The 15,268-nt window shown below is 43.1% G+C and carries 11 protein-coding genes; 5 read left to right on the top strand and 6 right to left on the bottom strand.

Annotation, left to right across the window (positions count from 1 at the left end):
- Nucleotides 1-13 precede the first annotated feature (13 nt).
- Complete coding sequence (locus R7093_RS17140; protein WP_005390197.1) at nucleotides 14-1,072, bottom strand: 3-deoxy-7-phosphoheptulonate synthase; 1,059 nt, start codon at nucleotides 1,070-1,072, stop codon at nucleotides 14-16.
- A 372-nt stretch (nucleotides 1,073-1,444) separates the two neighbouring features.
- Between R7093_RS17140 and R7093_RS17135 the strand changes: the two genes are divergently transcribed.
- On the top strand, nucleotides 1,445-1,942 hold the full coding sequence (locus R7093_RS17135) for a DUF4442 domain-containing protein (protein WP_005377418.1): 498 nt from the start codon (nucleotides 1,445-1,447) through the stop codon (nucleotides 1,940-1,942).
- A gap of 33 nt (nucleotides 1,943-1,975) precedes the next feature.
- Here the strand turns inward: R7093_RS17135 and R7093_RS17130 are convergent, their stop codons facing one another.
- Nucleotides 1,976-3,328 (bottom strand): hypothetical protein, encoded by a 1,353-nt coding sequence (locus R7093_RS17130; protein ID WP_318146754.1) that lies wholly within the window; start codon nucleotides 3,326-3,328, stop codon nucleotides 1,976-1,978.
- A 192-nt stretch (nucleotides 3,329-3,520) separates the two neighbouring features.
- On the opposite strand from R7093_RS17130, the gene R7093_RS17125 reads away from it, so the two are divergent.
- Nucleotides 3,521-4,354 (top strand): S1 RNA-binding domain-containing protein, encoded by an 834-nt coding sequence (locus tag R7093_RS17125; protein ID WP_017633794.1) that lies wholly within the window; start codon nucleotides 3,521-3,523, stop codon nucleotides 4,352-4,354.
- Nucleotides 4,355-4,637: 283 nt separating this feature from the next.
- Here the strand turns inward: R7093_RS17125 and rsmF are convergent, their stop codons facing one another.
- From rsmF to R7093_RS17105, 4 genes are all read right to left on the bottom strand, one after another.
- Complete coding sequence (gene rsmF / locus R7093_RS17120) at nucleotides 4,638-6,074, bottom strand: 16S rRNA (cytosine(1407)-C(5))-methyltransferase RsmF (protein ID WP_047102329.1); 1,437 nt, start codon at nucleotides 6,072-6,074, stop codon at nucleotides 4,638-4,640.
- A 150-nt stretch (nucleotides 6,075-6,224) separates the two neighbouring features.
- Nucleotides 6,225-8,873, bottom strand: coding sequence for an MlaD family protein (locus tag R7093_RS17115; RefSeq protein ID WP_047102327.1), 2,649 nt, complete (start codon nucleotides 8,871-8,873; stop codon nucleotides 6,225-6,227).
- Nucleotides 8,866-10,116 (bottom strand): paraquat-inducible protein A, encoded by a 1,251-nt coding sequence (locus R7093_RS17110; protein ID WP_005377429.1) that lies wholly within the window; start codon nucleotides 10,114-10,116, stop codon nucleotides 8,866-8,868. Before R7093_RS17110 ends, R7093_RS17115 begins: the two co-directional genes overlap by 8 nt.
- 24 nt (nucleotides 10,117-10,140) lie before the next feature.
- Nucleotides 10,141-11,937, bottom strand: coding sequence for an ABC transporter ATP-binding protein (locus R7093_RS17105; protein WP_005377431.1), 1,797 nt, complete (start codon nucleotides 11,935-11,937; stop codon nucleotides 10,141-10,143).
- 92 nt (nucleotides 11,938-12,029) lie between these two features.
- Between R7093_RS17105 and R7093_RS17100 the strand changes: the two genes are divergently transcribed.
- From R7093_RS17100 to prc, 3 genes are all read left to right on the top strand, one after another.
- The gene (locus R7093_RS17100; protein ID WP_005377433.1) at nucleotides 12,030-12,503 is read left to right on the top strand and encodes a GAF domain-containing protein; all 474 of its coding nucleotides are present in this window, start codon (nucleotides 12,030-12,032) and stop codon (nucleotides 12,501-12,503) included.
- 97 nt (nucleotides 12,504-12,600) lie between these two features.
- Nucleotides 12,601-13,227 carry an RNA chaperone ProQ gene (gene proQ / locus R7093_RS17095; protein WP_005377435.1) on the top strand — a complete coding sequence of 209 codons (627 nt, stop codon included), beginning with the start codon at nucleotides 12,601-12,603 and terminating at the stop codon, nucleotides 13,225-13,227.
- 17 nt (nucleotides 13,228-13,244) lie between these two features.
- Entirely contained in the window at nucleotides 13,245-15,251 is a 2,007-nt protein-coding gene (prc, locus tag R7093_RS17090; RefSeq protein WP_017634279.1) for a carboxy terminal-processing peptidase, read from the top strand.
- Nucleotides 15,252-15,268 lie beyond the last annotated feature (17 nt).

Here is a 15,268-nt window from a genome sequence, read left to right as displayed (position 1 = left end):
CTTGATTATTTTGTTATAGGGACTTTCGGGACTTAACAGCGCTTGCCAGCATATCTAGCATTGTAGCAGTGTCTTCCCAACCTAGGCATGGATCTGTAATAGACTGACCATACGTTAGGTTATTGATGTCAGTCATTGGCTGATTGCCTTCAAGAATAAAGCTTTCTGCCATGATACCCGCAATACGAGTGCTGCCTGACTTAATTTGGTTACAAATGTCTTGAGCTACGTCGATTTGTTTTCTGTGTTGCTTCTGACAGTTTGCATGGCTGAAATCCACAACCAAACGTTGTGGCAATCCAAACTCAGCTAAAGCATCACATGCTTGTTTGACTGATGCTTCATCAAAGTTAGGGCCTTTTTCTCCACCGCGCAGAATAATATGACCGTAAGGGTTGCCACTTGTGCGGTAAACCGTCATTCGACCGTTCTTATCTGGCGAGTAGAAGTAATGCGATGCTTTCGATGCGCGAATTGCATCAATTGCAATTTTTACGTTGCCATTTGTGCCATTTTTGAAACCAACTGGGCAAGATAGTGCCGACGCCATTTCACGGTGAATTTGTGATTCCGTTGTGCGAGCACCAATCGCGCCCCAAGTGATCAAATCCGCGATGTATTGGCCAGTGATCATATCAAGAAACTCAGTAGCAGTCGCAAGACCAAGCTTGTTGATATCCAGTAGTAGTTTACGAGCTTTATGAAGACCAGCTTCAAGTGCGTAAGAACCATCTAGGTTAGGGTCCGTAATCAAACCTTTCCAACCAACTACTGTACGAGGCTTTTCAAAGTAAGTACGCATCACGATAAACAGTTCGTCTTTGTACTTGTCTTGGATTTCACTCAGGCGAGTGGCGTAATCAATGGCAGCTTCAGTGTCGTGAACAGAACACGGACCTACAATCGCAAGAAGGCGATCGTCTTCACCCGATAAAATGTTTTCAATCTGACGACGAGATTGAGCGATACGGTCTGCAACGTCATCCGTAATAGGATGTACACTACCTAGCTCTGCTGGGGTAGGCATTGGACCCAAAGGCTGGGTTCTCAATTCATCTGTTTTTATAGGCATGTTATAGCTTTATTCTCTATTGCGAAGGGGTAAAGATAACGGAATTACAGGCAGGAATAAACCGTTTCACGGGAATCTTCGCCAGGAAATACCGAATTGTATACAAAGGTGTAGGTATTCATTTAAATGACTTATGTATAAATGACAAAACTTGATCATTAAATCAATATATATACATTTGAATTTATAACCATTTTATCTATCTCGCTGTAAGGTAATCTAAGTAACTGCGATAAACTTCATACCTCACGGGTGACGCCGTCACTTCATGAGGGTTAAATAACTCGTGAGATCGAGCTTTTGTTAACATTTCTTTGACATCTATTTCTTTCGTTGATTAACTGGTCTGACTAGATTGGTAAGGAGACCAAAATGTTATCAGCTCTACGTCGTGCGAATTTGTATCTAAATCTGTTTGGCTTTTCGAAAGTGCCGCTGATTTGGCTTTGCCACCCTAAAATCATTGCGATAGATAGCAAGCATGTTGAGGTTCGTATCCCATTGCGCAGAAGAACGAAGAACCACCTGAATAGCATGTATTTCGGCGCTTTAGCCGTTGGCGCTGATGTTGCTGGTGGTTTTCTTGCTATGAGTAAAGCGCAAGAAAAGGGAGAAGCGATCTCGCTAGCATTTAAAGGTGTGAAAGCCGAGTTTTTAAAGCGCCCGGAAGCCGATGTGCACTTTGTTTGTAACGATGGTCATGTCATTGATGAGATGCTCGAGCACACCTTGGCAACGGGTGAACGAGTAAATCGTGACGTAAAAATTGTCGCGCTGTGTCCTAACTTACATGGTGACGAGCCAATGGCTGAATTTTCGCTTACTCTTTCGATAAAAAAAGCAGCCCAACAAAGAAAAGAGGCTGCCTAGTGGTTTGTGGCTCGTTTGTTTAAAGGCGTTGGCTTAATTGAGTTCAATCTTCTCGATAGAGACGATTTTGGAGCGATTTAAGACCACTTTCCAGCGGTAATAAACAGGCTCATCGGTGTGGTTGTCCTCTTTGACAATCACATTGAGCAAATGACGTTTCTCTACTGACTCTTTGGTTACTTGACCTTCATTTAAACGGTAAACTCGGTTTGAGCTTTTATCCATCAAGCGGATGATAGGGCGCAAACTGATGTTCAATGTTTCTCTCGTTTGTTCGTAACCACTCAAGAAAAGAGAGGTCGCCATTTCGGTTTTCTCGTGATAATGAAGAATCTGCTCTTCACGTTGAACGACGCGTTTTTTACGTATTCTTTGAATCTTATCCGGCAAGCTACTTAAGGTACGATAATCGAGCCACTCCAATTTTTTGCCAACCACTTTTTTCGTCGTTGGATCAACGTACTTCTTACGCCATTTTGGTTTGCCTTTACGGATCCATCGCCACATGGCATCGCGTAAATCATCTTTAAAGATTTCTCGTAAAGCGTAAATAAAAGACATCGCGATAATGAATGAGGCAGAAATTTCCCCCAGATAATCGCGAGCGAGAATCACGGTCGAGGTCACGACAACCATCACTAAACCGGTTGCAATACCTTTGATAGCGCGCTTAATGTTGTTACCCATCGATATGGTTTCTTCACGAAGCACGATAGGGTGTTCAATCAATCGCCTTAGCAAGCGCATTTTGTTAGATAGGCGAGTAACGTCTTCAACGACTCTTGATGAGTTGTATTTGTTGAGTTTACGATGGGCTTGCTCTTTCTCACATAGCGTGAGCAGACGCTTTTTGATCGTGCCATAGTCGCCTTCACGTGGTAGATGGGCCACCAGTGACAGGAACTTTTGCTCGGTATACCAAGACAGATAGTTATCGATGTTAACGTAGTAGCGTTTTAAGTTCTCTTCATAAGGAATAGAACGCCGCAAGCGCTTTAAGATCTCAAGCGTGAGCTCGATAACTTCGTCCACTTCATCTTCCGTTACGGAGTTGTTCTCATGCTTGTTTAAACTTGCTACCGCTTTGTCTAGCGCGATAACGTATTGGTAAGCGAACAAACTCAAACTTACTCGGTATTGCTGATTCGACAGGCGTCCACGTTTGGCAAGTCGACTGTGTACTAGCGGAAGAAGGATTTCAGTACTGTAATAAGATCGTTGCTGTGTGATCGAGGTGTAATAAAATTCGGATTCACTGATGATATCGGCGTTTAAACCAAGCTCACCAGGTATAAAAAAGTAAATATCTAGGTCGACACTTTTGCTCTTTGCGAGTGCATGACTGATTTTTAATGTTATTGAGTCTTGTTTATCGACGGTGACCAAAGAAAGCTCCTGACTTTGCTAAAGCATTCTTAACTTATGCGTTCCGTTGAGCAGGTAAGTATAAGAGTGCTAAAAGAGTGACTGGGGCATATAGCTGAACGACAACAGCATAACAGAGCACTATGCTTTTCTCTCTGATTTTCTTGTTAGTTTAGGTATAATTCCACGTAAATTTAAAAAGAGACAAAATCAATGATTAAAATTGGTCAAATTAACAGCTTAGAAGTCATTAAAAAGGCTGATTTTGGCGTATTTCTGGATGGCGATGATTACGGTTCTGTTCTACTACCTAGTAAGTATGTACCAGAGGGTACTGAAATTGGTGAGCATGTAGACGTATTTCTGTACTTCGATTCAGAAAGCCAACTTGCTGCGACCATTGAAAGACCAATTGCCCAAGTGGGTGAATGGGGTTTAATGAAGATTGAGGGTGTGAATGCGACAGGTGCTTTTGTAAATTGGGGCATCAAAGAAAAGGACTTACTGATTCCTTTTAGTGAGCAACGCACTCGCTTCTCTGCCGGACAAACCATTTTAGTGTATGTTTATACCGACAAAGCGTCAGGTCGCATTGTTGGTACGACTAAGTTCAATAAATGGTTAGATAAAACTCCAGCGAATTATGAAGTTAACGAGCAAGTTGATTTGATCATCGCAGAGCGTAGTCAACTTGGTTATAAAGCTATCGTTAATGGTAAGCATTGGGGCATGATTTTCCCATCGGATGTTTTTGGTAAGCTTTACATCGGTAAAAAGCTGAAAGGCTTTATTAAGCACATTCGTGAAGATGGCAAAATCGACCTTGCTCTACAAAAAGTCGGTGTGGCGAAAATGGACGATCTTTCTAGTAAGATCCTTGACTTGCTAGAGAAGAAAGGCGGATTTTTGCCTTTGAATGACAAGTCTTCTCCTGAAGCGATTTTTGATGCTTTCCGCACAAGTAAAGGGACTTATAAAAAGACCATCGGTGGCTTATACAAGCAGGGTAAAATTGTCATTGAGAAAGACGGTATTCGTCTAGCGTAGTCCAAACTCACGTATAGTGGAACTACAGCCAAAAAAAACGGCCCAAACTTTTCCTTTTTTTGGGCCTAGGGGAAACGGCTCCGCAGAGCCTGCGCTAAACTTGTCCAACAATAATTTTGTTGGTGAACATAGAGAGAAATGCCACATCAAAGCATTACTTTGATACAACTAGTTTAGTACAGCGTATCCGGATCGCTAGCGAGCCCAGTTGCTTTCATACTTACGAATTAAAAAGCCATCGCAAATACGATGGCTTTTCATTTATTTATGATTCGCTACTTCTTTAAAATAAGTTCTTATCTCGTACTAATTCGCGAGGAAGACCATTCTTTATTCGGTTGCTTACCCACTTGCCAAGGCCAATAACTGCGCCTTGATAGGTGACAAGTACTTCGCCTTTACCTGTTTTCATTCCCTCAGGAATGGTTTGTGGGCGAACATCACGCCCCATGTACCATTCGCGCGCTTCTTCAATACTGAGTTCAATGGCGTTGCTTTCAGAACCTGTCGCCAGGGCAGTCGCGACTTGGTGTTGCCAACGGTAGCCATTTTTATGGGCTTCCGCGATCTTTATACCCATACGGGAGAAGCGTAATTCGCCGATCATCGGTTCTAAAGCATTAGGGAATAACCAGACATCTTTATCGCGAAGCCATACAGAACTGTCATTTGGAAGTTTAATACCTAACGCGCTTTGGAGTTGTTGAGCAATTTCTGTCGATTCTTTTTTTGAAGTTTTAGCAAAGGGGAATTTCCCCATGCGCTTTTTGACTTCTGGCGCCTCAACAGCAGCCAGTTTGCGAATTCTTGCAACAAAGAACCCTTCACAGTCGTAGACCTGCGGGAAAATATGCAAAAAGCCTTCTTCAGTTAGAGCTGCCTCTGCGTTCTCAAACAAGTTCTCAAGGCTTTCAAACTCTACAGCATCCCCAAAGGTTTCTTTCAAGTGATGACAAACTTGTTGGTTTTCTTCTGTACTGAGCGTACATGTTGAGTAAACCATCACACCACCGGGCTTTAATGCATGGAAGGCGCTTTCAATAAGATCTTTCTGCGTGTCAGCGATGTCGAGTACGGAAGCTTGCGTCCAGTTTTTCATCGCATCTTCGTCTTTGCGAACGGTGCCTTCTCCAGAGCAAGGCGCGTCGAGCAAAACCGCATCAAATTGTTCTGGTAGCCAACCGCCAAAAACGCGTCCATCGAAGTTACTTAGTGCGGCGTTACGTACCCCACAACGTTCCACATTAGCGTGCAGTACTTTTACACGACTTGCGGCGTATTCATTGGCCACAAGTACACCTTCGTTGTTCATTAAAGCTGCAATTTGAGTGGTTTTTGAGCCTGGAGCGGCTGCGGTATCTAACACGGCATCGTAAGATTCATCATTCATAAACAGAGCAGATACCGGCATCATCGAACTGGCTTCTTGAATGTAGAATAAGCCAGACATGTGTTCTGCTGTGTTGCCTAATGGTACAACTGACTCATCCGCTTCAATCCAAAAACCTGTGTCACACCAAGGCACAGGAGAAAGCTTCCAGCCTTTTGTTTCTGCTCGTTCTAGAAACGCTTCAACACTGATCTTCAACGTATTAACTCGAATACTTTTGCGCAGTGGCTTTTGGCACGACGCGATAAAGTCTTCCATGTTGAGGTGAGCAGGAAGGATAGTTTGGATTTTTTCCAGAAACGCGTCTGGGATGTAAACATTAGGATGCAATGTGGGATCTCGTTTGCAGAATTTGTAGCAAATAATATACGAAAGCGAAGCAGAAACGAATAGTGACAAGGGCCGAGCAATAAAAAAGAGCAGCGATTGCTGCTCTTTTAAAGTGATCAAACTTCAATTGTACGTGAATTGAGCTTTATTCTACGGCTTAGGAATCGCTGTACGCCATTGAGTCCAACCTTCTTCAGCTTGTGGATACAAAAAGAAAGATTGCCCACTCTTTGCCGCTGGTGGAATAGTCGATTGCTCTGGCGTTGAAAACGCAATTCCTCCGCGAACTAAACTATCAAAGGTTCCCGCTTTGATGTTAGCGCCGGTAAGCCCGATGGAAACATCTACTCCTGAAACATTCCAGAACACACTGTTTTGACGAACGAGGTAAGCGTATTCAGGCTGTATTTTGATAGTCGTGACGATGCGATCAGCAAATTCTCCTAGGCTTACGTCGGTCACTTGGCCAACTTCCATCTGGCGGTAAAGAATAGGTGTACCGACTTGTACTGAGCCTCTTTGTTCACTTTGTAACGTAAACATGATTCCATGCACGCGTTCTGAACTATTTTCTAATTGAAAATCAAATTTAGCTTTACCTTTACCTGGTTCAACACTGATGGATTTCGACACCAACGCCCCGAGGTTTTTAACACCACCTAAACCAATTTCTGGTTCAGTTAGCCAAAAATGTGAGCCTTCAACCGCAATGTTTTCTACGTATTCAGGTAGGATCCTTGCAGTGACTTCAACCATGTTACGACGAAAATTCGGTACAACCAGAGTGATTTCACCAACTTTAACACCTTGATATTCAATCGGCATTCCTTTAGCAATCTCTTGCGAACCGTCGGTTTCTAAAGCAATGACGCGCCCAAACTTGCGAGCGGTTTTTTGATCAGAATACAGCTTCCAGTTTTCTCCGATTTTGTTTTCAACGCCTGGCACGGAGTCAAAAGCGATGCCACCTTCTATTAACGATTTCAAAGGGTGTGCTTTCACACTGACGCCAGCTAATGATGCATCTATCTCAATCCCTGAACGATTCCAAAAAACGGTTTGTGGCGTTACAAGATAAGCGAAGCGGTTTTCGATAGTAGCCTTAATTAGTACTCCGCCATCAACTAGTTGGAAATCGGAGACGTTACCAACTGGAAGATTACGATAGAGTAGAGGGCTGCCTTTGGAAACCGGCGGCAATTCAGAAGCAAATAGTGTTAGAGCCCTAGAGCCACTTTGATTGTACTGCGCCAATTCAGCCAATGATTCATTTTGGAACAGTTGATACTCTTTTTGAATATCCTGCTTGCCTTCGCTCACAAAACTAATTGACCCGGTTAACAACTGCTTTGCTGGAGGAACGGTAACGCTGAGCCCCGATTCAGTTAACTCTGCTGACGCACTGCCGGTTACATAAAAACGATTGTTTGATTTGATCAGATGTTTGTATTCATGGTCAATCAAAACATCCATAAATACTTCGTGTTGTGATTTTTTATCTTCCTTGACTAGGCCCACTTTGATGATTGAACCAACAACGATGCCTTTATAAAGTACATTGGCACCGCTATCTAGGCCAAACGAATTGTCGGATACCAAACGAATCGCGATGGACTTTTCTTGCTGTTGGTTAAACACGTTTTTACGAATGGCAGTAAAGCGGCGAGAGCGTTCACCCGCGCCCGGCACGATCGTTAAGAAGTTTCCTCGCACTAAATTAGCAATGTTTTCAACACCTGAAAGGGACACTTTTGCTTCTTCTAAGACAAATCGAGTGCCTGTCGTCAGCATGTCACTAAAAGCGGGTTGAATTGCCGCTGACGCCAATATCACTTCTCGGCCTTCGGAAAGGCTCAAGTCCGTAACTTGGCCAATTTCGATTCCGCGATACATAATTGGAGCGCCTTCTCCGCTGATCTTGCTGTCATCAGGTAGGACGATTTTAACCGCGATGCCTCGACCAGCAGTTTTCAAATCTTTATACAAGCGGAACTCGGTGTTCTCTTCTACAGGCTCACCATCATCCGGAGAGTCGACGGCGATGGCGCCACCTAGTAAGGCACTCATGCTTTCTAGTCTTACATCGACACCTTCAAAACCGATGCTGGCACCAATTCCACTGACGTTCCAGAATCGACTGCGGTTGTTAATGATATGTCGGTATTGATCCTGAATGTTGGCTTGAATAGTGATAGATTTTGCATCTTCATCTAGCTGGTAACTGTACACTTCACCGATTGGGATTTTCTTATAAACAATTTGAGAGCCAACCGATACACCACCTAAATCACGGCTTTTGAGCTTAATATTCAAACCTTGAGAAACGCGTAAATCTGTTGGGGCAGAATCTAACGCATGGAATGTTGTCTCAAACTCTTGACCATCTCCGGGTTGAATCGAGATGTAGTTACCTGAGACGAGCGCATCCAGTCCGGAAACTCCCGTTAGGCTAGCTGTTGGTTTTACTAACCAAAAGCGTGTTTTATCGTTCAGTAACTTTGCAGCTTCAGGATAGATATCAGCATCGACATAAATACTGCCGAGATCTTCGGTGAGGTTAATGTCTCTTACCATGCCGACTTCTAATCCTTGGTAACGGATAGTGGTTCGGCCGGCGACAAGACCAGCGGCATCAGAAAAATAGATTTGCACTCGTTGTCCTGCATCGTGTATCGACTTCACAACAAGCCAGCCAGCTAAGACCATGGTCAAAATTGGCAACAGCCAAAGAGGAGATATGCCTTTACTCCGCTTTACATCTGGTACGTATGACGTTTGAGAACTGTTCTGATCACTCATTCATTGACTCTTTTTCTGATTGTTTTGGGCTTGTTTGGTCCCAGATTAGCCTTGGATCAATACTTTCTGCTGCAAGCATGGTCAATACAACGACAACACCAAATGCTACCGCGCCATATCCTGGTGTGAAATCCAGTATCTGACCACGATCGACTAACGTCATCATGATAGAAATAACAAACAAATCCATCACAGACCATTTACCGATCCATTTAACAACAAAGTAAACCATCATTCGTTGTCTCTTAAACACCGAACGTTTGAATTGGATGCAAAGCATGATGTAGGCGAGCCCAAGTATTTTAATCACCGGGACAACGATACTGGCAACAAAAATGATCGCAGCGATTCCATACATGCCGCTTTTTACCAAACCAGCCACGCCTGAAAAAATAGTGTCCTCCAAACGCTTACCATTGGTAAGCAAGATGGAAATAGGGATCAGGTTAGCGGGGAAGATGGCGACCGTTGCTGCGATGAGGTAAGCCCATGTTTTCTGAATGGAGTTTGGCTTGCGATGATATAACTCGTGATGACAACGCTGGCAATGGTCACCTTCAGGCTGGGACAAGTGGCATTCATGGCAATGCACATCTTTATGCTCAAAAGCATATAAACTTTCTGGTTTCCAAGCTTCCCAATAACGACGCACGCTGATTCTTGAAACTAACAAAACGGTAAATATCTGCAAAAGAACCAGACCAATTAACCCTGGGCCGACGAAAATGTCGGAATAATCTTGGAGTTTAAAACAGGAAATGGCGATGCTAACTAAGAACACATCCAACATAACCCAATGCTTCAAATGTTGAATTAGCCACAGTGAGATACGAAGCCCACGGAACCATCGTTGATGTAAAGAAATATGCGCCGTTACCACTGAAACACAAACCGTCAGTGGCGCTAGAGAGCTACAAAATAGAATGAGCAATGAAAGAAGAACAAATCCTTCTTCCATCAATGTGATCATCCCTGAAGGCAGGGTTGCCGGAATCATCACACCAAAGAGTCGGATGCTAATAAAGTTAAAAAAGTGCGATGGAATAAATAGTAGGATACAGGTTATCGCGACGGCTAGATTACCAGAGAGGCTAGGGCTACCTCCGCGATATAATTGTGTACCACAACGAGGGCAGTGTGCATTTTTGCCATGGGGTAAGTCGACGATGTCGACAGGCAATTCACAACCTTGGCACAAACGTACGTTATTGGGTTGCATGGCGTGCTTAGACAGAGAGGTCATAACGACCTCTCTAGCTTGAACGATTTAAGCGTGGGACTGTATGCCCCCATATAAGGTTTGATATAAGCCTTCTTGCTCAACTAACTCACCATGAGTACCTGTTTGCGTCACTTTCCCATCTTCAAGCACGTAGATCAAATCGGCTTGTTTCACAGCGGATAGTCGGTGCGCAACGATTAATGTTGTTCTACCACGTAAGAACTCGGTCAGTGCTTTGTGTAAAGCCGCTTCAGTAGCGGTATCTAGCGCAGACGTGGCTTCGTCTAAAATAACAAATTGAGGATTACTCAGCACCATTCTAGCAATGGCAAGCCGTTGTCGTTGACCTCCTGACAAACGAATGCCATTACGACCAACTTGAGTATCCAAGCCGTGGTTAAGTTGAGAAATTACATCATGCAGCTGAGCCACTTCAAGCGCACGCCAAAGTGACATTTCGTCAAAATTCCCACCAAGCGTTAGATTATGCCTCAAGGTATCGTTAAATAGTATAGGTTGCTGTAATACCACGGCAATTTTGTCGCGAATTACTTCAAAACCAATATCTTCTGTTAATTCATCATTAAAGCGAATGCTACCGGAGTTTTGACGGTAAACCCCAATAAGTAATTGTATCAAGGTTGACTTACCACCGCCGCTTGCACCAACCAACGCCACTTTCTTTCCTGCCGGCATATGTAAAGAAAGATTATCTAGGACTTTGTTTTCATTATTGTAAGAGAAATTAATGTTTTCTACTTTAACATCAACTTCTCTACCTTCTTTGAAAGGATTTACCTTAGGAACCGGTCTCTGCTCTTCTTCTAACTCTAATAAGTCGTTGATGCGTTTTAATGCGGCTTTAGCGCTGTACCAAGAAAACTGAATCCCAAGCAACTCTTGAACAGGAGAAAGCATGAACCATAGGTAACCAAAAACGGCAAATATTTGGCCAATAGTAAGGTCACTGAACATGACCATTAACATTGCGACAGCTCTGAATAATTCAAAGCCGATCAAAAAGAGAAGAAAAGAAACGCGACCAGCCGCTTCAGATTGCCAAGCATACTTGTCTGCATCAACGCGAACTTGGTTCGCACTGTCTTTGAGTTGCTGGAGAAATTCTCGCTCTTTATTGGCCGCGCGTAGTTGGTAGATTCCATCTAATGTTTCAACTAAACGGTTTTGGAAAATTTCAAAAGAATGATTTTCCTTCCGTTTCAGATGTTTAACCATACTGCCTAGTTTACGTGAGAAGTAAATGACAATAGGGTTAACTAACAGGATAAACAGACCAAGTCGCCAATCGAGCCAAAGTAGAACGATAGCAGTACCAATAACAGTCAGAAAACTGATAACGAATTTTGCTAACGTAGAACCAATAAATTTATCAATGGTCTCAATGTCAGTGATAAGGTGTGCGTTGATTCCTCCGCTACCTTTGGTTTCGTATTGTCGGATGCTGATACGGCCGAGTTTGTCGATCATTTTACTGCGCATCTCAAACGTGATGGTTTTTGAAACAAGCGTAAATTGTCGGCTTTGAAGGATATTTAATCCTTGGCTCGCAGCTCGCATAAGAACAACCAAGAACAGGGTGAAGAAAATATAGCCTGTCGGAGTGTGCCACGCTTCAGGGAGAATGGCATTCATGGCATCTAAGCCTTTTGCAGGTTGGTCCAATAAGACCTCATCAACCATCAAAGGCATGAGGAGGGGAATTGGAACACTAATCAAGGTTGCAAGCACCGCTATCAAGTTCGCTATGATCAGCTTGGACTTGTGCTTTTTTACTTGTGTTATCAACCAAGAACGGCTAATAGTGTCATTTTTCAGAAGCATTGTAATTGAGAATAAGTCCTATTATAAAGTAGGGCTGCATTTTAGCGCCATACATTGAGAATGGAAGCTTTTATAGTAAGTAGGAAGTTAATATGAACTTAGAACAATACCAAAGACTAACCAAACAAGCTGTTGCTCTAATTGAGTCTGAACCAGACTTTATTGCGAACCTAGCAAACTTGAGCTCATTGCTTTTCATGGAACTTGACGATCTTAACTGGGCAGGCTTTTACCTAACAAAAGGTGAAGAGCTTGTTCTTGGTCCGTTCCAAGGAAAACCAGCTTGTGTTCGTATCCCAATGGGTCGAGGCGTCTGCGGTACTGCTGCACAAACTAATACTATACAAAGAGTATACGACGTTCACGAATTTGAGGGGCATATTGCGTGCGATGCAGCGAGCAATTCAGAAATTGTGATTCCATTTTCTATTAATGGAAAGGTGGTTGGTGTACTTGATATTGATAGTCCAAGTATTGGCCGATTTAATGAAACAGACGAAGAAGGTCTCACTCATTTCATGGTTGAAGTAGAAAAGCTGCTTAATTCACACGCGAACGACGCATAAATTAGCCTTCGAGTGTGGTTTTTCCTTGGCATGTCACTATAATACGAGAATATTTTTTCTTAATGCTCGCGGAAATCCGCTCAAATCAGGACCCCTCATGACTGAAAAGTTAAAAAACAGCAAAGAAGTTATTGCATATATTGCTGAATGTTTCCCTAAGTGCTTTACTTTAGAAGGTGAAGCAAAACCTCTGAAAATTGGTATTTTTCAAGATCTTGCGGAACGTCTAAATGAAGACGAAAAAGTAAGCAAAACACAGCTTCGTGCAGCGTTAAGACAGTACACTTCATCATGGCGTTACCTACACGGTGTAAAACCAGGTGCAGTACGTGTAGACCTAGATGGCAACCCTTGTGGTGAGCTAGAAGAAGAGCACGTTGAACACGCGAAAGCGACACTTGCAGAAAGCAAGGCGAAAGTTCAGGCTCGTCGTAAAGAACAAGCACAAAAAGCTCGTGAAGAGGGTAAGGCGAAAGCGAAACCTGCGGCTAAAAAGCCTCAACAGCCTCGTCGTACTAATAAACCAAAAGTACAAAAACCAACTAAGCCTGTAGAAACGCGCGCTCTAAATGCTGATGAAATCACAGTAGGTAACGCAGTTAACGTGAACATGGGCAAAGGAAACATGGCAGCGACCATTGTTGAAATCAATAAGGATGATGTACGTGTTCAACTTGCTAACGGCCTACAAATGGTTGTGAAAGCGGAGCACTTGCGCGCATAAAGGAGATACTCCTACGCATGAATTGCCGTTCAAAAGTGACCCTGATTGCTGCTAGCTTATGGCTAGCAGCATCAGCTCAGGCTCTTGAAGCCAAACTACATAAAGATGACCTGCCGGTTCTTTCTCCTGAAGTTCAGCATGAAACAGCTAGCAAACGAGTCACCTCGCGATTTACCCGCTCTCATTATAAGCACTTCAGCCTCAATGATGATTTCTCTAAAGCGATCTTTGAACGCTATGTAGAGTTGCTTGATTACAATAGAAATATTTTCACTCAAGCAGACATCGATTCATTTAAAAATTGGTCAGTCGAGCTTGATGATCAGCTTAAATCGGGCAACAACCAAATTGCTTTTGATGTTTACAACCTCTCAATGCAGAAGCGCTTCGATCGTTTTGCTTATGCGTTAACTCTACTCGATGAAGAGATCAAGTTTGATACCGATGACGAGATAGAGTTAGACCGCTCTGAAGCCGCATGGCCAAAAGACGAAGCAGAGCTCAACGAGTTGTGGCGCAAGCGTGTGAAATATGACGCGTTAAATCTGAAACTGACTGGCAAAGAGTGGCCAGAGATTAAAGAAGTTTTAGAGAAGCGTTATAACAACGCGATGAAGCGCATCACACAGACCAACAATGAAGACGCATTTCAGTTATATATGAATGCCTTCGCGCGACAGGTTGACCCTCATACAAGCTACCTTTCTCCACGTAATGCCGAGCAATTTCAATCGGAAATGAACCTTTCTCTAGAAGGCATCGGCGCCGTTTTGCAAATGACAGACGATTACACAGTAATTCGTTCACTTGTTGTTGGCGGTCCGGCATCAAAGAGTAAGCAACTTGGTGAAGGGGACCGAATCACTGGTGTTGGACAAGACGGTGAAGAAATTGTCGACGTGATCGGTTGGCGTCTGGATGATGTTGTTCAGTTAATCAAAGGCCCTAAAGGCACAAAGGTTAATCTACAGATCTTGCCAGAAGGTAACGATGCTAAGAGTTACATTGTCACAATTGTTCGTGACAAAGTTCGCTTAGAAGATCGTGCGGTTAAGTCAGAAATCATCGAAAAAGACGGTAAGAAGATTGGTATTTTAGAAGTACCAAGTTTCTACGTCGGCTTATCGAAAGACACCGATAAATTACTAGCTGAGTTGAAAACCAAAAACGTTGACGGCGTAATCGTTGATCTACGTAACAATGGTGGTGGTGCGCTAACAGAAGCGACGGCATTGACAGGTTTATTCATTAAAGAAGGTCCTGTAGTTCAAGTTCGTGACAGCTATGGCCGCATCAAGGTGAATGCCGATACCGATGGAAAAGTGAGTTATGATGGCCCATTGACGGTGTTGATTAACCGCTACAGTGCTTCAGCATCTGAAATTTTTGCAGCGGCAATGCAAGATTATAATCGTGCAATCATCTTAGGTGAAAACTCTTTCGGTAAAGGTACAGTTCAGCAACATCGTTCACTGAATCATATTTACGATCTTTTCGATAAAGAGCTAGGCTACGTTCAGTACACGATTCAGAAGTTTTATCGTATTGACGGTGGAAGTACGCAAAATCGTGGTGTTGCACCAGATATTTCGTACCCAACGCCAATTGAGGCTTCTGAAACAGGTGAAAGTGTTGAAGACAATGCTTTACCTTGGGATCAGATTGATAAAGCACAATATCAAACGTTTCCAAGTAACGACGCCTTAGTTGAAAAACTTACTGCTCTTCATAACAAGCGTATTTCTGATGAAATGGAGTTCCGCTTTATCAATGAAGACATCGAGAAATATCGTAAAGAAAAAGACGATAATACTTTGTCTTTGAACGAAAAAGTTCGTAAAGCTGAATCGGATAAAGCGGAAGCCCTTCGATTACAACGCATAAATGAACGTCAAGTTGCTTTGGGTAAAAAAGCATTCAAAACATTGGATGACATACCAAAAGATTACGAGGCTCCTGATGTTTATTTAGATGAGTCTGTCGCGATTATGGTCGATCTACTTAAGCAGGAAAATCAGTCATAATAACTGGCAATTTAGAA

This window comes from Vibrio sp. 1580 (assembly GCF_033340055.1).
The sequence above is the reverse complement of the archived record's forward strand: the minus strand, read 5'-3'. Positions and strand labels throughout refer to the sequence as shown.